Raw genomic sequence first — 21,978 nt, forward strand, 5'->3', positions numbered from 1 at the left:
GATGTTCAACCAGGACGTGCAGATCACATTTTCTCTGGCCGTGCGCGAGGCCCAGCGGCGCCACCACGAATATCTGACGACGGAGCATGTGCTTTATGCCATGCTCTTCGAGGAACATGGCCAGGAGGTTATCGTCAATTGCGGTGGCGATGTGGCGTCCCTGCGGGAGTCGCTGGAGGGCTATTTCAGCCAACATCTGCAGACCGGTTCCACCGACGAAGAGGCGTTGCCACAGCAGACGCTGGGGTTGCAGCGGGTGCTCCAACGGACGGTCGAGCACATGCAGGCCGCCGGCAAGAAAGAGATCACGGTGGGAGATGTGCTTGCCGCCATTCTTGAGGAGCGCCATTCGCACGCGGCCCATTTTCTCACCGAACAGGGGGTCAGCCGCCTTGATGTGCTCAACTATATTTCCCACGGGGTGAGCAAGGTGCCCCAGGGCGGTAGTGCCGAACCGGGGCCCGGTTCGGAAGGCGAAGCGGCGACGCCGGCGAAGGGGACCCCGGCCCGGGATCCGCTTGCGGCCTTTACCGTCAATTTGCTGGAGCAGGCCCGGGCCGGCAAAATCGACCCCCTCATCGGGCGCGTTGCGGAACTGGAGCGGACCGTTCAGATCCTCTGCCGGCGGCGTAAAAACAACCCGCTTTTCGTCGGGGATCCAGGGGTGGGCAAGACCGCCATCGCTGAAGGTCTGGCGCTCAGGTTGCATCAGGGCGAGGTTCCGGAGTTGCTGCGGAAGTGCGAGATTTATGCCCTCGACATGGGTGCGCTGCTGGCCGGCACCAAGTTTCGCGGCGACTTCGAGGAGCGGCTCAAGGCGGTCATCGCCGCCCTGGCGAAAAAGCCCGAGGCCATCCTGTTCATCGACGAAATCCACACCATCGTCGGCGCCGGTGCCACCAGCGGCGGTTCGCTCGATGCCTCCAACATCCTCAAGCCGGTCCTCGCGTCGGGGGAGATGCGCTGCATCGGGTCCACCACCTTCGAGGAGTACAAGAACCTTTTCGAGAAGGACCGGGCACTTTCCCGCCGCTTCCAGAAAATCGACATCCTGGAGCCGTCCGTGGAAGAGACGGTAGAGATCCTTAAGGGGTTGCGCAATCACTACGAGGAGCACCACGGCGTGCATTTCAGTGATGAGGGGTTGCGTGCCGCGGCCGAACTCTCCGCCCGCCATATCAACTACCGTCACCTGCCGGACAAGGCAATCGACGTCATTGACGAGGCCGGCGCCTACCTGCGCCTGCATCCACAGGAGAAGCGGACGGTCGGGGTGGCTCAGGTGGAGGCGGTAGTGGCCTCGATGGCCCGGGTGCCGGTGCGCAGCGTCTCGGCCGCTGACCGGCGCCGGCTGCGCAGTCTCGATCGCGACCTCAAGCGCCATGTCTTCGGCCAGGACGAGGCGATCGCTACCCTCTGCCGCTCCATCCTGCGCTCCCGGGCCGGGCTCGGGCATCCGGAGAAACCAATCGGCTCGTTCCTCTTCACCGGCCCCACCGGCGTCGGCAAGACCGAGGTCGCCCGTCAGCTCGCCCAGCAGATGGGGGTGGAATTTCTGCGCTTCGACATGAGCGAGTACATGGAGAAGCACTCCGTGGCCCGGCTGATTGGCGCGCCGCCCGGCTATGTCGGTTTCGACCAGGGTGGTCTGCTGACGGATGCCGTGGTCCGCAATCCCTACGCGGTGCTTCTGCTCGATGAGGTTGAAAAAGCCCACCCGGACCTTTTCAATATCCTGCTGCAGGTGATGGATCACGGGACCCTGACCGATAACAACGGCAAGAAGGCTGATTTCCGCAATGTGGTGCTGATCATGACCAGCAATGCCGGTGCCCGTGAAATGAGCGCCAACCCGATAGGCTTCGGCGGCGGTACGCCCGGCAGCCCCAAGCAGGCAGTGGAGAAACTCTTTTCCCCTGAATTCCGTAACCGCCTCGACGCGATCATTCCCTTTCATGCCCTGAGCGAGACGGTCATGGAGAAGGTGGTCGACAAGTTTCTGGCCGAGTTCAGTGGCCGACTGGCGGAGAAGAAGGTGACCCTCGCCCTTTCCCCCGCTGCCCGGCGCGAATTGGCTCGCCGAGGCTATAACCCGCTCTTCGGCGCCCGGCCGCTGGCCAGGCTGATGCAAGCGGAAATCGGTGATGTCATTGCCGGCGAAATCCTCTTCGGCAGACTCAGCCGGGGAGGGGCGGTCCGCATCGGCCTCAAGGCCGGCAAGCTCACCTTCGACTATGCGTAAGACAGGCGCGGGGCGAAGGGCTGAAGGCTAAAGGTTTTTGCCTCTGGAGCCTCTACCCATTTGCCTTGAGCCTTTTGCCGGATTTGCAATGCCCGTCTACCAGCTCATCGACCAGCCGGTTTTTCCGCCCCCCGAACTTGCTGAACAGGGTGGGCTGCTGGCCATTGGCGGGGACTTGTCGACGCCGCGCCTGCTCCTTGCCTACTCCATGGGGATTTTCCCCTGGTTCAACGAGGGTGATCCGATTCTCTGGTGGTCACCCGACCCTCGCTGTATCCTCGAACCAGCCGAATTGAAGGTTTCCCGCAGTCTCGCCAAGGTCCTGCGCCGGCAGGAATTCACCGTTACCTGCGACCAGGCCTTTGCGGGGGTAATCGACGCCTGCGCCGAGATGCGTCGGCAGAATGAAGGGACCTGGATCACTCCCGGGATGCAGCAGGCTTATGTTCGGCTGCACCGCCTGGGCTATGCCCATTCGGTGGAAGTATGGCGGGATGGCGAGTTGGTCGGGGGCCTTTATGGAATCTGCATGGGGCGATGTTTCTTCGGCGAGTCGATGTTTCATCGGGTGGCCAATGCTTCAAAAATCGCAATGGTCGAACTTGCCCGGCATCTGGTCGCCCGTCGGTTCGAACTGATCGACTGCCAGATGCCGACACAACATCTGATGTCTCTGGGTGCCCGCACCATTCCCCGGGATGCATTTCTCCTTCGACTGCGACGGGGTGGGGTCACCCCTTCTACCATGTTGCCACCCGGCACATTCTCTTGAATATCCTCCGTCCATCTGTCGGATAAAGGTCTGGCTAAAATTCAGGCAATCGGCTATCAGTGGCCTTGCTGGCAGGCTTGGCCCTCCAGCCGCAGGGAGTTCCTCACAGGGTTTTCCACGAAGCTGTGGATTGGTCTGGATCCATAAATTCTTTCAGGCGGTTGAATGATTGTTGCGGGATTTTTTGGGGGTCTGTAGATAAGGGGAATAACGTTAAAGACTCCGTGCTCAGCTGTTCCACCTGGGCTCTTTGGCCGCATCCCCGGCCTGCCGGATCAGTGCTTCAATCCTTTTCTTGTCAGCATCGAGGATGCAGATGAACTGCATGCCGGCGATGCGCCGGTGGTCACCCTCGGGCTCGTTCAGCCAGACGACCTCGTTGAGAGCGCAGATCGGCCGGCTGGCCGGTTCGAGTTGCAGCAGGATCAGGCAAAGATCGCCAGCCTCTATCGGCGGGGCAAGTTCGAAGCGAATGCCTCCGGCACTCAGGTTAACGTGGGTACGGGGGAAGGGAGGGAGCTTGGAGAAATCCTGGGTCTGCTCAAGGATCTGCAGATTTTTTTCCCACTGCTGACGAAAGGAACGAAGGGTACCTCGCCCCTTGGTATAGCGAAGGCCAACATTTATGTCGAGGCGCCGGTGCAGGCGACGCTGGAAGACTTGCAGGCCACTGACGAGTTCTACCCGGATACGATTATCGGCAACGTGTTGCTGAAAACGCCCGGTCAGTCGCAAGCCAAGACCAAGGTGATCGGACATCAGTTCCAGTGGCATGCCGGCGGCGAAGGGATAGCCTTCCTCCTCCCTGGTCGGGGAAGTCAAAAGCAGATCGAAACAGCCTGAGTCGCTTTCCTGGAAAGTCGCGCTAAGGGCTTCGAATCGTCCAGTCGATTCTGCGACCCGTACGAGAATCTTCTGTCCGGGTTTGAAGTATCTGGCGTAAACCATAAGCGTGAAGTCTGCTGCCTGGTCAAAGAGAAATTGGCTGGCGGGCCGCCCTGCGCAAGGAAACGGCAGCAGGAAGGACGAACGGCGGGGTGCAAACGGCACATCCAGGGAAACTTCCTGCCGACCACCCGATTGTTGGCTGTGGCTGTGCATTATACAGAAATTAATTCGTCGGCAAACCCTTTAATTATTGGATCGCCTTTCCGCTTCCAGCAGGACGAGTCGACCATGCAGATCGTCGACAAACTGCCGGGCTACCCGTCCCGAGCGGGCCCCCCGGTTATGCGCCCAGCGCAGAGCTTCGGTGTCGAGATCCCGGGGTGTGATTTGCAGTTGTCGCTTGTTGCTGAGGTGGCGCACGATGGTCAGGTAGGTTTCCTGTGCCATGGGATAAAAGCCGAGTGCGATGCCGAAACGGTCGGAGAGGGAGAGTTTTTCTGCCACGGCCTCCTCAGGGTGGATCTCTGCTTCGTCGGTGTTTTCCTGGAGCCGTTCCGGCAGCAGATGGCGGCGGTTGCTCGTGGCATAGATGAGAACGTTTTCCGGCCTCGCTTCGATGCCTCCTTCCAGCAGGGCCTTCAACTCCCGGTAGCCGGCCTCGCTTTCATCGAAGGAGAGATCGTCACAGAAAAGGATGAAGCGGAAGGGCTTTTCCCGCAGACAGGCAGTGATGTCCGGCAGTTGAAAGAGATCTTCCTTCTGGACCTCGACCAGCCGCAGCCCCAGTTCGCCGAACTCCCTGAGCAGTCCCTTGACCGCCGACGACTTGCCGCCGCCCCGTTCCCCCCAGAGCAGGATGTTGTTGGCCGGAGCGCCGTGCAGGAACTGCCGGGTGTTTTGCAGCAGGCAGGAGAGTGTCCGCTCAATGCCCAGCAAGTCGGCGTGGTCGGGAAGGTCGGGATGGGACACTGCCGCCAGAAATCCCTCATTCTTGTGCCGTCGCCAGCGGAAGGCGATGAAATTCGCGAAAAGCTCCGGGTCGGGTTCGTAGGTCGAGAGGCGTTCTTCGAGGTACTCCTCGCCAAGATCGAGAAGGCGCTCGAGGCGTTCCAGCAGGTAATTCCAGTCGATGTCGATTTCATCCAGCGGCACATTTTCCTCCGGTACAAATCATCATTTTACCATAGCAGATTTGAAGTGTCCGTGCAGCCCGTTGCTGTGAGCGGGCCCTCCGTGCTAAGGTTCTGCGGCTGAGCAGTGGAGGTAGCGTGAAAAACCTAAAATTCGAGCTTTTTGCCGTGACTGCACCAGGGCTGGAGGCGGTCTGTGCCCGGGAGCTGGCGGCGTTGGCCATGGCCGATGTACGACCGGTCAGCGGCGGTGTGGAATTCACCGGGGAGTTGCGTGACCTCTACCTGGCCAACCTCTGGCTGCGCACCGCCAGTCGGGTGGTGGTGCGACTTGGCGGATGCAGAAGCCGTGATTTTCCCGAACTCTTTCGCAAGGTTTCGCGGCTTCCCTGGGGGCGTTTTATCCGGCCGGAAACCCGCGTCATGTTGCGGGTCGCCAGTCACCGTTCGCGTCTCCAGCACACCGGTCGCATCGCTGCTACCGTGGGTGAGGCGATCGACCGGGCGCTCGGGCGTCCGGCACCGCCGGCCGACGGCCCCGAACAACTTGTTCTGGTCCGTTTCGAAGACGATACCTGCCTCATTTCAGTGGATAGCTCGGGCGCGCTGCTGCATCGCAGAGGCTATCGCGAAGAAGCTGCCCATGCTCCCCTGCGCGAGACTCTGGCGGCGGGTCTACTGCTGCTGCTCGGCTGGGATGGCTCGGTCCCTCTGCTTGACCCCATGTGCGGTTCGGGAACTCTCCCCATTGAGGCCGCCCTGATTGCCGGCAACCGGCCTCCGGGCGGCCAGCGAGAGTTCGCCTTCATGACCTGGCCCCGATATCGACCAGGGCTTTGGCAGGTGCTGCTGGCCGAAGCTGCGCGGGGCGAACGGGAGAGCGACGTTCCCATCCGTGGGGCCGACCGTGATCCCGTTGTGCTGGCTGCCGCCCGCCGCAATGCCGAGCGGGCCGGCGTTCAGGGCAGGATCGACTTCTCCCCGGGCGAGTTGGGGCAAACCTCGGCCGCCGGGGGGATCGGCCTGCTGCTGTGTAACCCGCCTTACGGACAGCGGTTGGGTCGCGAGACGGATCTGCGGCCGCTCTTCCACACTCTGGGAGAGGTCTGCCGGATCGCCCTGCCGGGCTGGCGGGTGGCTTTCCTCTCCCCTTCAGGTCATCTTGCCAGGGCCACCGGTCTTCCTTTGCGTCCGGTCGCGGTTCTGAGCAACGGGGGGATTGCGGTGACTCTCTGGACAACTTGAAAACTTTTTGTTGATTCCCCTTGTAATCGCGAGGGAATTGAATTAGTATTCCCCTTTACCTCGGCGCTTCAGTGCCCGGGGTTGAAGATAAAGAACGGAAAGCGAGGTGATTCTTTCGTGGAAATCCAGGTCGTCGACAACAACGTCGAGAAGGCCATCCGGGTTCTCAAGCGCAAGCTGCAGCAGGAAGGGCTCTTCCGGGAAATGAAGCAGCGCAAGTATTACGAGAAACCCAGCGTCAAGCGTAAGCGCAAGGAAAAGGAGGCCCAGCGCCGCCTGCGCAAGAAAATGCGCCTGATGAGGACCGATTGATCCATCGCATTCTCAGATAGCTGAAACAGGAAGAGCCGGCCCATGTGGACCGGCTCTTCCTGTTTCAGGGGTGTTCGGGTTTGTTGCCTCAGCGTGGCAGTGCAGGGAGTTCCAGCCCCGCCATTTTCTGGACCATGCGGACCACCTGGCAGCTGTAGCCGAATTCGTTATCGTACCAGACGTAGAGGACGCAGCGGTTCCCTTGGACGATGGTGGCCAGCGAATCGACCACCCCGGCATGGCGTGAGCCGACGAAGTCGCTGGAAACGACCTCGGGGGAGTTGGTGTAGTCGATCTGGTTCTGCAGCGAGGATTCGAGTGAAATGTCGCGCAGGTAGGCGTTGATTTCCGCCACGCTGGTCTCCTGGTCCAGGGTCAGGTTGAGAATCGCCAGGGAGACGTTGGGGGTCGGCACCCGGATGGCGTTGCCGGTCAGCTTGCCGGTCAGCTCCGGTAGCGCCTTGGCTACGGCCTTTGCGGCGCCGGTCTCGGTGATGACCATGTTGAGGGGGGCGCTACGGCCGCGCCGGGAGGACTTGTGGTAGTTGTCGATCAGATTCTGGTCGTTGGTATAGGAATGACAGGTCTCGACATGGCCATTGATAATACCAAAGCGGTCGTTGACTGCCTTGAGAACCGGGACAATGGCGTTGGTGGTGCAGCTGGCGGCCGAAAAAAGCCGTTCAGCCTCGGTCAGCAGTTCGTTGTTGACGCCGAAGACGACATTGGGGATGTCCCCTTTGCCGGGTGCGGTCAGGACGACCCGGTCGATTCCCCTGGCTTTGAGATGCCGTCCCAGCCCTTCGCGGTCGCGCCACTTGCCCGTGTTGTCGATGAGGATGGCGTTCTGGATGCCGTATTGGGTGTAGTCGACGTTTTCGGGAGCGTCGGCGTAGATGATGCGGATCATGTTGCCGTTGGCGATGATGGCATTCTCTTCTTCGTCGATGGTGATAGCCCCCTGGAAGTGGCCATGGATCGAGTCGCGGCGCAACAGGCTGGCGCGCTTGACCAGGTCGTCCGCGCTCCCTTTGCGGACTACGGCGGCCCGCAGGCGCAGCTTGTCACCGCCACCGGCCTTCTCGATCAGGATGCGAGCCAGCAGTCGGCCGATGCGGCCGAAGCCATAAAGAACGACGTCGCGCGGTTCGCTGAGCAGTGAGGCCTTGCCGGTGTTGATCTCGGCCAGTTCCCGGCGCAGAAACTCATCCAGGGTGAGCCCCGCATCCTGGCTCTGGAAGCGGACGGTCAGCTTGCCGATGTCGATCCGGGCGGGTGCCAGCTCGAGGCGGCTCAGCGCCTCGAGAACCGGATAGCTCTCCCGCACCGAAAGTTCGTTCTCCAGAATTTGCCGGGCAAAGCGGTGGGCCTTGAGGATGTCGATGGTCGAGCCATTGACCAGGGAGCGGCCGTAAACGGTGGTGACAATGCCGTGATTGCGGTAAAGGCGCCCGATCAGGGGCAGCATCACTTCGGCGAGCTCTTCGCGGTTTTTCCAGTCCTTGAAATAGTAATCCTGCTTCGTCGTGCTCATGCCGGTTCCTTCCTCAGAAAAAATCCCGCCGCAGCGGGTGCTTGGATGTGAAAGATGCCGTATCCTAAACGAATGCCCCCCTGTTTTCAACCCCTTTTCGGCTTATTAATCACGACTTTGGGCTGGACTTGGACCCGGTGAGCTGATATTAATTACTCCGACTGCGCAAGGCGGCCTTATGCCGAAGATGTCACTAATGAAACTGAGGAGGTCGAAGTCTATGGGCGAGACGGTGCATTATAGTGAATTGGGACTGGCCAACACCCGGCAGATGTTCCAGCAGGCGATGGCCGGCGGCTATGCCATTCCGGCTTATAACTTCAATAACCTCGAGCAGTTGCAGGCGATCGTCATGGCCTGCGCAGAGACCGCTTCGCCGGTCATCATTCAGGTGAGCAAGGGAGCGCGCGATTATGCCAACGAGACGATGCTGCGCTATATGGCCCTCGGCGCGGTTAAGATGGCCCGGGAGATGGGCTCGAAAATCCCGATCTGTCTCCATCTCGACCACGGTGATTCTTTCGAACTGTGCAAGTCGTGCGTCGACTCGGGGTTCTCTTCGGTGATGATCGACGGCTCCCATCTCCCCTATGAGGAGAACGTTGCCCTGACCCGCCGGGTCGTGGAATATGCCCACGCCCGCGACGTCAGCGTCGAGGGGGAACTTGGCGTACTGGCCGGCATCGAGGACGAAGTCTCGGCCGAAACTTCCACCTATACCAAGCCCGAGGAAGTCGAGGATTTCGTCCGCAAGACCGGTGTCGATTCGCTGGCCATCTCCATCGGCACCAGCCACGGCGCCTTCAAGTTCAAGCTCAAGCCGGGCGAAAGCGCACCCCCCCTGCGTTTTGATATCCTTGAGGAGATCGAGCGGCGCATCCCCGGTTTCCCCATCGTGCTGCACGGCGCCTCCAGCGTCGTGCAGGAGTATGTCGAATTGATCAATGCCTACGGCGGCAGGATGGAAGGAGCGGTCGGCGTTCCCGAAGAGCAGTTGCGCCGTGCCGCAGCGAGTGCCGTCTGCAAGATCAACATCGACTCCGACGGACGCCTGGCGGTCACCGCCCGGGTGCGCGAGTATCTGGCCAAGAACCCTGGCGAGTTCGACCCTCGCAAGTACCTCGGTGCGGCGCGCAAGGAGCTGGTCAAGCTGATCAAGCACAAAAACGAGGCAGTGCTGGGCAGCGCAGGCAAGGCTTAGCGTCGATCGCCGCTATTGCGGCTGTCAGCCGCCAACGGGCGGCATCAAGAAGCTATGAACAGTCGTTCCGAAGCATTGGGACGACTGTTTTTTTACATAAAGAAAGAAATATTACCAAACTGGTCTTTTATTGGAGCTCGCAAGATGCTATATATTGAAGCAAGCGGAAGTGAGTCCTCCTGAAAGGTGCTGGCGAAACAAAACCGCTTTCAGGTGTCCCCGGATGAGGGAGCAGCTGATGCCAGGAGATGGGTTCCAGAGGAGGGAAATGTGGCTGCTTTTATGCTGCCCCTGAGGAGTCCGCCATGCAGAAACATCCCAATGAGTTTACCCGCCATCAGATACTGAAGTTTTTTTCGAACAGGCATTTTGAAATCAAGGTGGTAGCCGTCGAAAACAGCTATGTCATTTTCTTCCGTCGTTTCAGCTTTGCCGAAGCCTGTATTGTCGATGATCCAGCAGGGCGACTGATTTACGACAAAGCTTCAGGAGACTGGACCCTCTACTGGATGAATGGTTGTTTTCATTGGCATCCATATGACCGGTATGGAAGACTGGACCAGGCGCTGAAAGCGATGCTCGATGATCAGGCCGCCAGTCTTTTCCAAAAGGTTTTGTAGGGACATCGAGCAAAAAGGCCGCCTTCCGGGCGGCCTTTTTGCTGTCCGGTTATTTTTCCGGAGGCATCTTCGGCGGCACGGTCTCCATTGCTGGTTCCGGGAAAGTCACCTCCACCTTCTGCTCCTTGCCGTCGCGTTCAATCTGCAGGATGCTTCGGTCACCTGGCCGCTTCTGCTTGACCTCGTAGATCAGATCATAGTTCTCAGCCAACGGTACCCCATCAAAGACGAGCAGCACATCGCCTGTCAAGAGCCCCGCGGCTTCGGCGGCTGAGTTCGGCAGCACCGCTTTCACCCGGACTTTGCCCTCGCCCTCTTCGAGCATGACACCGAGTCTGACCCCAGGCCGGACAAGGTCTTCATACTCGGTGAAGAGCAGAAAGTCGTAGGGCGGCATGGGGAATCGGGGGACCTCCACATCCATCATCCGATCCCGCTTGTCATCGGGGATAACCAGTTCTTTTGAGCCGATGAGAATGTAGGAGGTGGGCAGCCGCCGGAAGACCCGCCGGGGTATCCCGAAGCCGTGACGGATATGGTTGCCGCCGGCTACCACAACCATGCGCCGGGTTTTCCCCGCGGGGCTTTCCAGGTAGCGGACGACACTTTCCGCCATTGTCTCATCCCACAGGGTCTGTACCCGCCGGAATCCCTCGAGACCGCTGTTCCCGTGGCCGTGGTCGCTATACATTGCCGTGACAAAGGCGCCATGATAAGGGTCCTCCCGATCCATCTCCGGTAACCGTCGCCGCTCTTCATCGCTGAGTGCGTCGAACTCCTGCCGCGCTGCAGATTTCACCAGGCTCTTCGGCGCGTTCAGGCCGATGACCGGAATTTTTTGTTCACGGGCGAAGTCGAGCAACGGCCGGTAGTAGTCGAAATCCATCTGCCACTGTTCCTGCCAGCGGGACTGTTTCACGAACGCCTTTTCTGAAAGTTCGCCGCTCACCCAGCGGTCGAGGATCTCCTGCTGATCGGGGGTGAACATCTCCATGCCGAGAGCAACCCCGCCGGGGTAGCGTCCGGCCATTGCCTGCAGCACCGTCAGTTCCAGGCGGTGCGAGGCGGGATTGTCGTGGGTCTCGCCGACGTAGACGATGCGGGCATCGGTCGCCACCGCCAGCATCTGCTCTTCGCTGACGTAATAACCGGTGGGAAAGTGCAGGATGTCGCCGACGGCCGGTGGCCGGGAGGGCGGGTAGGGGGCTTCGGGATTGCCGCTCATCTGTGGTCCGACGGCACAGCCGGCAGCCAGCGGCAGGGCCAGAAAGGGCATAAGAAGCTTGAGATAGCGCATGGAAGGCTCCGAAAATTGCCGGCCAGGGGCAAAGAACTATGAGCTGTTTCCCTTGGACCTTTGCCTCGCGCCGGCTTTTTCAGTAGATGTTCTTGGAATAGAAGATCTCGGTCATCTCCCGGCTCAGGCTCTCCTTGATGCGATCTCGCTCCTCCGGCGAGAAGTCGTCATAGGCCGAGGCGAAGAGGTAGTTCTGCAGGTTGAAGTCGCGCAGCAGCATCTTGGTGTGGAAGAGATTCTCCTGATGGATGTTGATGTCCACGCACTGGTAGTTTTCGAGGATCTTCTTGTCGACGTACTGCTGGATCGAGTGGATCCGGTGATCGATGTAGTGCTTCTTCCCCTTCACGTCGCGGGTGAAGCCGCGCACCTTGTAGTCGACCAGAACGATGTCCGATTCGAAGGAGTCGATCAGGTGGTTGAGGGCCTTGAGTGGGCTGATCTTGCCGCAGGTGGAGACATCGACGTCGACGCGGAAGGTGGAGACCCCGGTCCGGGAGTCGGTTTCCGGGTAGGTGTGGATGCAGAGGTGACTTTTGTCGAGGTGGGCCAGCGCCTGTTCCGGCTTGGCATCGACGGGTTCTTCGGCGATCAGGACGGTAACGCTCGCCCCCATCGGGTCGTAGTCCTGGCTGGAGATGTTCAGAATGTTGGCGCCGATGATGTCGGATACCTCGGTGAGGATATTGACCAGACGTTCGGAGTTGTACTCTTCATCGATGTATGCGAGGTACTCCTTGCGCGCCTGCGGCGAGCGGGCATAGCAGACATCGTAGATGTTGAAGGAAAGGGTCTTGGTCAGGTTGTTGAAGCCGCGCAGTTTGATCTTGCGCGGACGCTTCAGGCGCACCTGTTTCCCCTTGCCGGTTTTCGCTTTCCCTGTTTTGGCGTTTTTCTTCGCACACATGGGCAATATCCCTCCCCGGAGGTTTGGTGAGATATTTGGCCAGGCCAAACCGCTGAATTAAAGCATGAATTGCGTCCGGGGGACAAGGCAAAACTCCTGTGCCGATAGAATAATCTCGGCCAGTCGTGTCAGGCCACTTTAATTCAGGTCCGGGAGAGCCCGTCAATTTGGGGAGAGTATGGAGAGGTTCGGGCACGGCACAAAAAAGCCCCGGCCGCAGAGCGGACGGGGCCAGGGGGATGTCGTGGCAGGGATTGGGTTCAACCGGCAGCCTGCTTCTGCCGGCGCTCGTTCATCACCTTGTAGGCGCAGAACTCGCCGCACATGGTGCAGGCGCCGTGCTCTTCGTCGACGCCCGACTCGGCCCGCAAACGGCGGGCCTTGGCCGGGTCGATGGCGAGGGCGAACTGCCCCTCCCAGTCGAGGGACTTGCGGCACCTGGCCATGGCGATGTCCTTCTCTATGGCGCCCTTGACGCCCTTGACGATGTCGCCGGCATGGGCGGCAATGCGGCTCGCCATCACCCCCTCGTGGACATCCTCGACGGTCGGCAGGCGCAGGTGTTCGCTGGCGGTGACGTAGCAGAGAAAGTCAGCGCCGGCGGCAGCGGCGAGCGTTCCACCGATGGCGCAGGTGATGTGGTCATAGCCGGGGGCGATGTCGGTGACCAGCGGCCCCAGTACGTAGAAAGGGGCGCCGTGGCAGAGGCGCTTCTGCAGCTGGATATTGGCCTCGATCTGGTTGAGCGGCACATGTCCGGGACCTTCGATCATCACCTGGATGCCGGCGTCCCAGGCGCGCTGGGTCAGTTCGCCCAGGAGAATCAGTTCGTGGATCTGGGCCCGGTCGGTGGCATCGGCGAGGCAGCCCGGACGGAAGCCGTCACCCAGGGAGAGGACGGCGTCGTAGGGCTTGACGATCTCCAGCAGCCGGTCGTAGTGCTCGAAGAGGGGGTTTTCGGCGTTGTTGTGGGCCATCCATTCGACGGTGAAAGAGCCGCCGCGGGAGACGACGTCCATGATCCGCCCCTCGCGGTCCATGCGCTCCACCGTGGCCCGGGTCACCCCGCAGTGGACGGTGATGAAGTCGACGCCGTCGTCGAGGTGCTTGACGATGCCGGCGAAGATGTCCTCCACCGTCATGTCGACGATCGCCTTTTTCTGCCGGTTGACGGCGTCGAGCGCCGCCTGGTAAAGAGGGACCGACCCGATACAGGCATTGGTTTCGGCGATGATCGCCCGGCGGATCTCGTCAACCGGACCGCCGGTAGAGAGGTCCATGATGGCGTCGGCGCCGGCGGCAACGGCCACCCGGGCCTTTTCCAGTTCCTTGTCGATGCTGGTGTCGTCCTTGCTGGTGCCGATGTTGGCGTTTACCTTGGTGCGCAGGCCTTTGCCGACTGCCAGCGGCGTGCCGTTGGTGTGCCTGACGTTCTGGCAGATGATGGCGGTCCCCTCGGCGATGCGCTGGCGCAGGATTTCCGGGTCGATCCCTTCGAAGGCGGCGGCCTGCTTCATCTTGTCGGTGACGATGCCCTGACGGGCGAGTTCGAGCTGGGTCATGGTTTTCGCCTTTTGTTAGAAAAAGTCATTCGGACTAATCGGTCTGACCAGTCCGACTTGTCGGACCGGTCTGACTACAACTGGCCACGACTTTCGCCGCCTGCCAGTGGTTGACCGGCCCGTGCCCCGCACCGAGCGGGACGGCAGTTTCGATGGCGGTGGTCAAGAAAACCTTGGCCCGGCCTACCGCCTCGATCAGGGGGAGTCCCTGGGCGATAAAGGTGGCGATCGCCGCGGCATAGGTGCAGCCGGTGCCGTGGGTGTTGCGGGTTGCGATACGCGGCGAGCAGAAACGGTGCAGGGTCCTTCCTGCCAGCAGCAGATCGACCGCCTCCCCGGGCAGATGCCCCCCCTTGAGCAGGATGTTGCTGGCCCCCATTTCCTGCAGTCGTCGCGCGGCCAGCTCCATCGCTTTTTCGGTTCGCACCGGCAGCCCAGTGAGGGTCTCGGCCTCCGGCAGGTTTGGGGTGAGCAGATACGTGCGCGGGAGCAGTTCTTCGCGCAGGGCAGACACCGCTTCATCGCGCAACAGGGGCGAGCCCCCCTTGGCGAGCATGACCGGATCGACTACTGCCGGCAGGGCATAACGCTCGATGGCGCGGGCTGCCGCAGCGACGATTCCGGCCGAGTATAGCATGCCGGTCTTGATGACATCGGCCCCCAGGTCGCCAAGGACAGCCTCGATCTGCGCTTCGACGAAATCAACCGGCACAGGATAAACACCGCGTACACCTGAAGTATTCTGGGCGGTCAGGGCAGTGAGCGCGCTCATGCCGTAGCCGCCGAGCAGCGTAATGGTCTTCAGGTCGGCCTGAATGCCGGCGCCGCCGCTCGAATCGGAACCGGCAACGGTAAGGATGCGGCCGCGCGGAAAGGGGAGTCGGCGGTTGAAGAGCAGGGAAATCTCGCGGGCGGCAACAGCGGGCGCGTCGGCGCCCATCACCGCGGAAATCACCGCCACCGCTTCGGCGCCGGCATCGATGGCGGCACCGGCGTTGTCGCGGTCGATGCCGCCGATGGCGACGATAGGGAGTGTCACCGCCTGCCGCACCTGCCGCAGCCGCTCCAGTCCGACCAGTTCGGCGTTGTTCTTGCTGCCGGTGGGGTAGATCGCCCCGAGGCCGATGTAGTCGGCCCCCTGGCTCTGCGCCGCGAGCGCCTGATCGACGGTGCGGGTGGAAACGCCGATGATTCGGCCAGGTCCCAGAATGCTGCGGGCCTCGCCGATACTGCCGTCCCCCTGGCCGAGGTGGACCCCGTCGGCTTCGCTGAGCAGGGCGAGCTGCGGCGAATCGTTGACCAGAAAGACTGCCCCGGCCTGCCGGCAGAGCCGGCCGAGCTCGCGGGCTACGACCACCTGTTGCTCGGCCGGACGATACTTGTCCCGGTACTGGACGACCCGGGCGCCGCCGCGCAGTGCAGCGGCGACACGCTCGGCAAGCCGACCGTCAGAGTCGGAGTCGGTGATGAGGTAGAGACCGTTGATCGTCAAGGCAATCTCAATTAGGTCTGACAGGTCTGACTCGTCCGACAGGTCCGACGCCGGTTTTCAAAAAAAACCGCCGCGGCCGAAACAAGCGGCGCGGCGGTCCCGAAGGTGCCGTTTCGCCGCTTCCCTACGCCGGTATGACCCGGATCAGGTTCCAAGGGTCGCTCCGTTCTGGCAACGGAACTCTCAGTGTGATACTCCCCCAGCGGGTGTTTACGATTTGGAAAAGCCTATATGGATTGGATGGTTGCTGTCAACGAAAATGTCGTCTGCGGCAGGATATTGCCCTTTACAGCAGCTGCGCCGGCATGGTAAAAATTCTCTTTTTATCCGCCCGTGATAAAGGATCCCGCCGTCATGCTCGGCCACCGCCCCACCCACGTCGAAATCGACCTCGAAGCGCTCCGCCACAATCTGCAGCAGGCCCGCCGGCAAGCCGGGCCGGACCGCAAGGTTCTGGCAGTGGTCAAGGCCGATGCCTATGGACACGGCGCCGCCCGGGTCGCTCCGGCGCTGCAGGCGGCAGGAGCCGACTGCTTCGGCGTTGCGATGGTAGAAGAGGGGGTTGAACTGCGCCGGGCCGGTATCGTCCGTCCGATTCTGGTTCTCGGGGGCCTCTATTCCGGTCAGGAGGCAGAGGTCAGCCACCACGCGCTGATCCCCTGCCTGTTCGATCTGGAGGCGGCCCGTCGCCTCAATGCCTTCGCTCTGGCGGCCGGGCGCATTCTCCCCTACCACCTCAAACTCGACACCGGCATGGGCCGGATCGGTTTTCGCCCCGAGGAACTCCCTGCCGTTCTGGGCAAGCTTGCCGCTCTGAAGGGACTTGTCCTGGAGGGGGTGATTACCCATCTGGCCCTCGCCGACGAGCCGGACCACCCTTTCACCGACGAGCAGTTACGCCTCTTCCGCGTTTGCATGGGGCAGGTCCGCGCCGCCGGTTTCGCCCCCGTCTACACCCACCTGGCCAACAGCGCCGCCCTCTTTTCGCGGGAAATCCCCGGATGCAATCTGGTGCGTCCCGGCATCGTTCTTTACGGCGGCCTTCCCTCGGAGTGTTTCGCGGGGCGCCTGGACCTCAAGCCGGTGATGAGCTTTCGTACCAGCGTGGCCCAGCTCAAGATGGTTCCGGCCGGCACCGGCATCTCCTACGGCCACCGCTTCCGGGCGAGCCGGCCGACCACTCTGGCCACCATCCCGGTCGGCTACGCCGATGGCTACAGCCGGCACCTTTCGTGCCAGGGTGAGGTCCTGGTGCGCGGCCAGCGGGCAACAGTGGCCGGCACGGTCTGCATGGACTGGACGCTGATCGACGTCAGCCACATCCCCGATGTCGCCGTCGGCGATCAGGTCACCCTGCTCGGCCGCGACAACGGCAATCTCATCAGTGCTGACGAATGGGCGGCAAAAGTGGGGAGCATCTCCTACGAGGTCTTCTGCCAGGTGAGTAAACGGGTGCCGCGCATTTATCGGGGCGAGGAGTGAGGCGTGAGGGGTAAGGCGTTACTTCTGGCCCTCGACCTTGGCACCACCACTCTGGCCGGCCGCCTGCTCGGCCGGGACGGCGCGGTACTCGCCGAGGCGAAGAGGCCCAATCCGCAAGCGGTGCTGGGCAGCGATATCATCCGTCGGCTGGAAGCGTCTCTGCGTGGTGAGGGGAAGCGTCTGCAGACCCTGCTGGCCGAAGGGGTCGAAGCGGTAATTTCAGAGCTGCTGGCCACGGCCGGTGCGCCGCGCACGGCCCTCTGCGCCGCGGCCGCGGCCGGTAACCCGGGCATCTGTAGCCTGCTGCGCAACCTGTCCGCCGAGCCGATCCTTTTTCCACCGCATCGTCCGCAGGAGCGGCAGGGGGTATTCCTGCCTCCGACCAGCCTCGGCCTCGAGCTGCCCATCCCCCTCTATCTGTTCCCCCTGGTCAGCGGCTATGTCGGCGGCGACCTGGTGGCCTTCCTCTTCGGTCAGCAACCCCACGCTCCCGGCAGTTTTTACCTCGACGTCGGCACCAACGGGGAGATGGCCCTCTACGACGGCAGACGCTGGTGGACGACGTCGGTGGCGGCGGGACCGGCCTTCGAGGGGGGCGAAATCTCCTGCGGCATGCCGGTGACGACGGGAGCGGTGACGGGTGTCCGCCTTGAGGGGGAGTCGATGCGATTGCAGGTGTTCGGCGGTGGCCCGCCCCGGGGCTTGGCCGGAAGCGGTCTGGTCGAGGCCGTTGCCGTCGCCCTGGAGGCCGGACTGCTCGACGCCTCCGGGCGGATCGTCGCGCCGGACGAGGTGACCACCAATCTCGTCCGTCATGTCGTCGAGACGCCTGCCGGGCTGGCACTGCGGCTTTACCGTGACGCCACCTGTGAGCTGCTGCTGAGCCAGCAGGACATCCGCAGTCTGCAACTGGCCAAAGGGGCGGTGCGAGCCGGCGTCGAGTGCCTGTTGCAGCGTGCCGGGCTCGACGCCGGGCGGCTTGGCGAGGTGGTAGTGACCGGAGCCTTTGGCTTTTCCCTGGCGCCGGTGGCTCTCAAAAGGGTTGCCATGCTGCCCGCAAACATGGTAGATAGGGTACGCTTCGTTCCCGGCGGCGCGCTCGGCGGTGTCGCCCGCCTGCTGTGTGAGCCGGAGGGCCCCGCCCGGGTGCAGGCTCTGGCCGACTCTCTGCAGACCTACCCGCTCTCCGGCACCCCGGCGTTTGAAAAAGCTTTTCTGCGTGCCCTCGATTTTTAACAAAAACCGCCTTCCAGACGGTTTTTTCTTGTTTCTGGATCGTGTAAACTCCTGATTTTAGTTGAAAGGAATGCCCATGGCCACCATCAAACGTGCCCTGATCAGCGTCTCGGACAAGACCGGAATCGTCGATTTCGTCCGCCAGTTGGCTTCTTTCCAGGTCGAGATACTTTCCACCGGGGGCACCGCCACCCTGCTGCGCAAGGAGGGGCTCGCCGTCAAGGACGTTGCCGAGTTCACCGGATTCCCCGAGATGCTCGACGGCCGCGTCAAGACCCTGCATCCGAAGGTGCACGGCGGCCTTCTGGGGATGCGCGACAACCCCGAGCACGTGGCGAAAATGCAGGAGCACGGCATCGAGCCGATCGACATGGTGGTGGTCAATCTCTACCCCTTCGAAGCGACCGTGGCCAAGCCTGACTGCACCCTCGAGGACGCCATCGAGAACATCGACATCGGCGGACCGACCATGCTGCGCAGCGCCGCCAAGAACAACCGTGACGTCACTGTCCTGGTCGACCATGCCGACTATGCGGCAGTCCTCGAGGAGATGAAGGCAAGCGGCGGGACCGTCGCGCGGGAGACCAACTTTCGTCTGGCGGTAAAGGTCTACCAGCACACCGCCGCCTACGACGGTGTCATCTCAAACTGGCTCGGCAAAAAGCTCTCGGCCGAGGATGCCGGGTTTCCGCCGACGCTGACCCTGCAGTTCAAAAAGGCGCAGGGGATGCGCTACGGCGAGAACCCCCACCAGTCGGCGGCCTTCTACGTCGAGAAGGAGCTCAAGGAGGCTTCTATCGCCACCGCCCGCCAACTGCAGGGCAAGGAACTCTCATATAACAACATCGGCGATACCGACGCCGCCCTGGAGTGCGTCAAGCAGTTCGCCGAGGGGCCGGCCTGCGTCATCGTCAAGCACGCCAATCCCTGCGGCGTAGCCCTCGGCGCCACCCTTCTCGAAGCGTACAGTCGCGCTTTTGCCACCGACCCCGAGTCGGCCTTCGGCGGCATCATCGCCTTTAACCGCGAACTCGACGCGGCGACCGCCAAGGCGATCTGCGACAAACAGTTTGTCGAGGTGATCATCGCCCCGAAGGTTTCCAGCGAGGCTTCAGCCATCGTTGCCGCCAAGAAGAACGTGCGCCTGCTCGAGTGCGGCGAATGGCCGGCCGCACCCGCCGCCCGTCTCGACATCAAGCGGGTCAACGGTGGCCTGCTGGTACAGGATACCGACCTCGAGCTGACCGCCGAACTCAAGGTCGTCACCAGGAGACAGCCGACCGCCAAGGAGATGGAAGATATGCTCTTCACCTGGCGGGTAGCCAAGTTCGTCAAGTCCAATGCCATCGTCTACGGCAAGGACGGTATGACCATCGGCGTCGGCGCCGGCCAGATGAGCCGCGTCAATTCCGCCCGTATTGCCGTCATCAAGGCCGAACACGCCGGCTTGCAGGTGCCCGGATCGGTCATGGCCTCGGACGCTTTCTTCCCGTTCCGCGACGGGCTCGACAACGCCGCTGCGGCGGGGGTTACCGCCGTCATCCAGCCCGGCGGCTCGATCCGCGACGAGGAGGTCATCGCTGCGGCCGACGAGCACGACATCGCGATGGTGTTTACGGGCATGCGGCATTTTCGGCATTAATGGCAGGTCTGTCCGACGGGTCGGACTCGTCCGACTGCTCTGACACTTTCCAGGAGTTTTTTTCATGAACATTCTCGTTATCGGCGGCGGCGGCCGCGAGCACGCCCTGGTCTGGAAGATTGCCCAGTCGTCCATGGTGGAACGCCTCTATTGCGCGCCTGGCAATCCCGGCATCGCCGAAATTGCCGAATGCGTGCCGTTGGCGGTCGACAGCATCGAGGGGCTGCTTGCCTTCGCCCGAGAGAAGGAGATTGGCCTGACCGTGGTCGGTCCCGAACTGCCGCTCACCCTTGGTATCGTCGACAGATTTCGTGCTGCCGGCCTCGCCATCTTTGGTGCCGACCGGGCGGCGGCCCGCATCGAAGGGAGCAAGGCTTTTGCCAAAGATCTGATGGCCAAGTATGGTATTCCCACCGCCGCCTACGACACCTTTGTCGACCGTGATCTGGCCGTCGGGTTTATTGAGCGACACGGTGCTCCCATCGTCGTCAAGGCCGACGGCCTGGCCGCCGGCAAGGGGGTGGTGGTCGCCGGCAGCGTCGAGGAGGCGATTGCCGCGGTCGACTCCATCATGCTCGGCGGCGCCTTTGGCGAGGCCGGCCGGAAGGTCGTCGTCGAGGAGTTCCTCGAAGGTGAGGAGGCCTCCTTTCTCGCCTTCACCGATGGCAAGGTCATCCTGCCGCTCGCCTCCGCCCAGGACCACAAGCCGGCCTACGACGGCGACCAGGGGCCGAACACCGGGGGCATGGGAGCCTACTCGCCGGCGCCGGTCGTCACGCCGGCCATCCACGAAAAAATCATCGAAACTGTCCTGCGGCCGACCATCGACGGGATGGCGAAAGAAGGGTGCCCCTACCGCGGCATTCTCTATGCCGGGCTGATGATCAAGGACGGCGAGATCAAGACCCTCGAGTTCAACGCCCGCTTCGGCGACCCCGAGGCGCAGCCGCTGCTCGCCCGGCTCAAGTCGGACCTGGTGCCGGTGCTGCTCGCTTGCGCCCGCGGCGACCTTGCCGGTATTCCCCTCGAGTGGCACGACAAGGCCGCCGTCTGTGTCGTCATGGCCTCCGGCGGATATCCGGGCGACTTCGAAAAGGGGCACGCGATCCACGGTCTGGAAGTGGCGGCGCAGATCGACGATTTGATCGTTTTTCACGCCGGAACCGTTGCTCGCGATGGCCAGGTAGTTAATGCCGGCGGCCGCGTCCTCGGCGTAACTGGCCTCGGCGAGACGGTTGCCGCCGCAATCAACAAGGCCTATCAGGGGGTGCAGGCCATCTCCTGGAAGGGAGCCCACTACCGTACCGACATCGGCAAAAAAGCTCTCGGGCGAGACTGATCGGCCTGAAATCGCTGGCCCAAAGTCCAAAGTTCCATGGCTCTTTGACCTTTTTTCACGGAGAAAACTAAATGAGCGACAAACCCCTGGTTGGCATTCTCATGGGTAGCGACAATGATTATGAGGTCATGGTCGAGGCGGGGCGGGCACTGCAGCAATTCGGCGTCCCCTTCGAGATGACTGTCTCCAGTGCCCACCGCACGCCCGAGCGCACCAGTCGCTATGTCCGTGCGGCACAGGAGCGAGGACTCAAAGTACTGATTGCCGGGGCCGGTGCCGCCGCCCACCTCGCCGGGGTCGTTGCTGCCGAGACCACGTTGCCGGTGATTGCCGTGCCGATCGATTCCTCCTCTCTGCAAGGACTCGACGCCCTGCTTGCCATGGTGCAGATGCCGGCGGGCATTCCGGTGGCGACCATGGCCATCGGCAAGGCCGGCGCCCGCAACGCCGGAATCTTCGCCGTGCAGATTCTGGCTGCCGCAGACGCTGACCTGGCCCGCCGTCTCAGCGACTACAAGCAGGAACTGGCGGCCGCCGTCGAGGTCAAGGCCAAGACACTTCAGGAGCGCTTGGCCGCCGATTTTAAATCGTAATATCGCCATGTTTCACGAATGCCCTAGGGACGGAGCCGTGACCAGCGCCGGCGATTTCCCTTGACACAAAAAGCGGCGCTGTATTAGCTTTCTAAAGATTGACTTATGGATTTCAGGTTGTTGCGGCGCTTATACCGGCGGCTGCAACCGTCGCCGATTACCGCTGTATTTCACGAGGGCAACCCACTCCAGGAGAAGTAATCTTGAGCGCCAAGGATCGTAACGCCATCACCGCCCTTTGGGATTTTTTCTGCTCTCTCAAATTGACCATCATCACTCTTATTCTGCTGGCAGCCACCTCGATCATCGGCACGGTCGTCCAGCAGGGTCGTACCCCCCAGGAATACCTGCAGGTATACAGTGAGTCGACCTTCCGACTCTTCGAGACGCTCGGCTTTTTCGACATGTATCACTCCTGGTGGTTCCTGGCCCTGCTTGGCCTCTTCTCGATCAACCTGATCGCCTGTTCGATCAAGCGCTTCCC

19 protein-coding genes and 1 riboswitch are annotated in these 21,978 nt (G+C 61.9%); of the genes, 12 read left to right on the forward strand and 7 right to left on the reverse strand.

Annotated features, from left to right (window positions below; translation table 11 throughout):
* Window position 1: 1 nt before the first annotated feature.
* Window positions 2-2,242, forward strand: a complete 2,241-nt coding sequence (clpA, locus tag VD811_10745; protein HXV21450.1) for an ATP-dependent Clp protease ATP-binding subunit ClpA — start codon at window positions 2-4, stop codon at window positions 2,240-2,242.
* An 88-nt stretch (window positions 2,243-2,330) separates the two neighbouring features.
* Window positions 2,331-3,014, forward strand: a complete 684-nt coding sequence (gene aat, locus VD811_10750) for a leucyl/phenylalanyl-tRNA--protein transferase (GenBank protein HXV21451.1) — start codon at window positions 2,331-2,333, stop codon at window positions 3,012-3,014.
* Window positions 3,015-3,242: 228 nt separating this feature from the next.
* Here the strand turns inward: aat and VD811_10755 are convergent, their stop codons facing one another.
* Both VD811_10755 and VD811_10760 read right to left on the reverse strand, forming a co-directional pair.
* Entirely contained in the window at window positions 3,243-3,962 is a 720-nt protein-coding gene (locus VD811_10755) for a PilZ domain-containing protein (protein ID HXV21452.1), read from the reverse strand.
* Between the two features lie 183 nt (window positions 3,963-4,145).
* The gene (locus VD811_10760; protein ID HXV21453.1) at window positions 4,146-5,054 is read right to left on the reverse strand and encodes an ATP-binding protein; all 909 of its coding nucleotides are present in this window, start codon (window positions 5,052-5,054) and stop codon (window positions 4,146-4,148) included.
* Window positions 5,055-5,170: 116 nt separating this feature from the next.
* Here VD811_10760 and VD811_10765 point away from each other — a divergent pair, with 116 nt between their 5' ends.
* Window positions 5,171-6,277: a THUMP domain-containing protein gene (locus VD811_10765; GenBank protein HXV21454.1), complete on the forward strand. Its 1,107-nt coding sequence runs from the start codon at window positions 5,171-5,173 to the stop codon at window positions 6,275-6,277.
* Between the two features lie 117 nt (window positions 6,278-6,394).
* Window positions 6,395-6,589, forward strand: coding sequence for a 30S ribosomal protein S21 (gene rpsU, locus VD811_10770; protein HXV21455.1), 195 nt, complete (start codon window positions 6,395-6,397; stop codon window positions 6,587-6,589).
* Between the two features lie 88 nt (window positions 6,590-6,677).
* On the opposite strand, the gene VD811_10775 is transcribed toward rpsU, so the two are convergent.
* Window positions 6,678-8,123, reverse strand: coding sequence for a glyceraldehyde-3-phosphate dehydrogenase (locus tag VD811_10775; protein HXV21456.1), 1,446 nt, complete (start codon window positions 8,121-8,123; stop codon window positions 6,678-6,680).
* A gap of 220 nt (window positions 8,124-8,343) precedes the next feature.
* Between VD811_10775 and VD811_10780 the strand changes: the two genes are divergently transcribed.
* Window positions 8,344-9,324 carry a class II fructose-bisphosphate aldolase gene (locus VD811_10780; GenBank protein HXV21457.1) on the forward strand — a complete coding sequence of 327 codons (981 nt, stop codon included), beginning with the start codon at window positions 8,344-8,346 and terminating at the stop codon, window positions 9,322-9,324.
* A 305-nt stretch (window positions 9,325-9,629) separates the two neighbouring features.
* Entirely contained in the window at window positions 9,630-9,944 is a 315-nt protein-coding gene (locus VD811_10785; protein HXV21458.1) for a DUF3024 domain-containing protein, read from the forward strand.
* A gap of 49 nt (window positions 9,945-9,993) precedes the next feature.
* Here VD811_10785 and VD811_10790 read toward each other — a convergent pair whose 3' ends face one another.
* From VD811_10790 to thiD, 4 genes are all read right to left on the reverse strand, one after another.
* The gene (locus VD811_10790) at window positions 9,994-11,241 is read right to left on the reverse strand and encodes a ChaN family lipoprotein (protein ID HXV21459.1); all 1,248 of its coding nucleotides are present in this window, start codon (window positions 11,239-11,241) and stop codon (window positions 9,994-9,996) included.
* A 79-nt stretch (window positions 11,242-11,320) separates the two neighbouring features.
* Window positions 11,321-12,148, reverse strand: a complete 828-nt coding sequence (speD, locus tag VD811_10795) for an adenosylmethionine decarboxylase (protein ID HXV21460.1) — start codon at window positions 12,146-12,148, stop codon at window positions 11,321-11,323.
* A 260-nt stretch (window positions 12,149-12,408) separates the two neighbouring features.
* Window positions 12,409-13,710: a phosphomethylpyrimidine synthase ThiC gene (gene thiC / locus VD811_10800; protein ID HXV21461.1), complete on the reverse strand. Its 1,302-nt coding sequence runs from the start codon at window positions 13,708-13,710 to the stop codon at window positions 12,409-12,411.
* A 34-nt stretch (window positions 13,711-13,744) separates the two neighbouring features.
* The gene (thiD, locus tag VD811_10805; GenBank protein ID HXV21462.1) at window positions 13,745-15,202 is read right to left on the reverse strand and encodes a bifunctional hydroxymethylpyrimidine kinase/phosphomethylpyrimidine kinase; all 1,458 of its coding nucleotides are present in this window, start codon (window positions 15,200-15,202) and stop codon (window positions 13,745-13,747) included.
* A gap of 104 nt (window positions 15,203-15,306) precedes the next feature.
* Window positions 15,307-15,413, reverse strand: a riboswitch (TPP riboswitch).
* 143 nt (window positions 15,414-15,556) lie between these two features.
* On the opposite strand from thiD, the gene alr reads away from it, so the two are divergent.
* From alr to VD811_10835, 6 genes are all read left to right on the forward strand, one after another.
* On the forward strand, window positions 15,557-16,684 hold the full coding sequence (gene alr / locus VD811_10810; protein ID HXV21463.1) for an alanine racemase: 1,128 nt from the start codon (window positions 15,557-15,559) through the stop codon (window positions 16,682-16,684).
* Between the two features lie 3 nt (window positions 16,685-16,687).
* A complete protein-coding gene (locus VD811_10815; protein HXV21464.1) occupies window positions 16,688-17,920 on the forward strand; it encodes an ASKHA domain-containing protein in 1,233 nt (410 codons plus the stop codon).
* A 76-nt stretch (window positions 17,921-17,996) separates the two neighbouring features.
* Window positions 17,997-19,562, forward strand: a complete 1,566-nt coding sequence (gene purH, locus VD811_10820; GenBank protein ID HXV21465.1) for a bifunctional phosphoribosylaminoimidazolecarboxamide formyltransferase/IMP cyclohydrolase — start codon at window positions 17,997-17,999, stop codon at window positions 19,560-19,562.
* Window positions 19,563-19,626: 64 nt separating this feature from the next.
* Window positions 19,627-20,901, forward strand: coding sequence for a phosphoribosylamine--glycine ligase (gene purD, locus VD811_10825; protein ID HXV21466.1), 1,275 nt, complete (start codon window positions 19,627-19,629; stop codon window positions 20,899-20,901).
* A gap of 71 nt (window positions 20,902-20,972) precedes the next feature.
* Entirely contained in the window at window positions 20,973-21,494 is a 522-nt protein-coding gene (gene purE, locus VD811_10830; GenBank protein HXV21467.1) for a 5-(carboxyamino)imidazole ribonucleotide mutase, read from the forward strand.
* Window positions 21,495-21,697: 203 nt separating this feature from the next.
* Window positions 21,698-21,978, forward strand: a 281-nt coding sequence (locus VD811_10835) for a cytochrome c biogenesis protein ResB (GenBank protein HXV21468.1), incomplete at its 3' end; no start/stop codon positions are given.

Source organism: Desulfuromonadales bacterium (genome assembly GCA_035620395.1).
Taxonomy (GTDB): Bacteria; Desulfobacterota; Desulfuromonadia; order Desulfuromonadales; family DASPGW01; genus DASPGW01.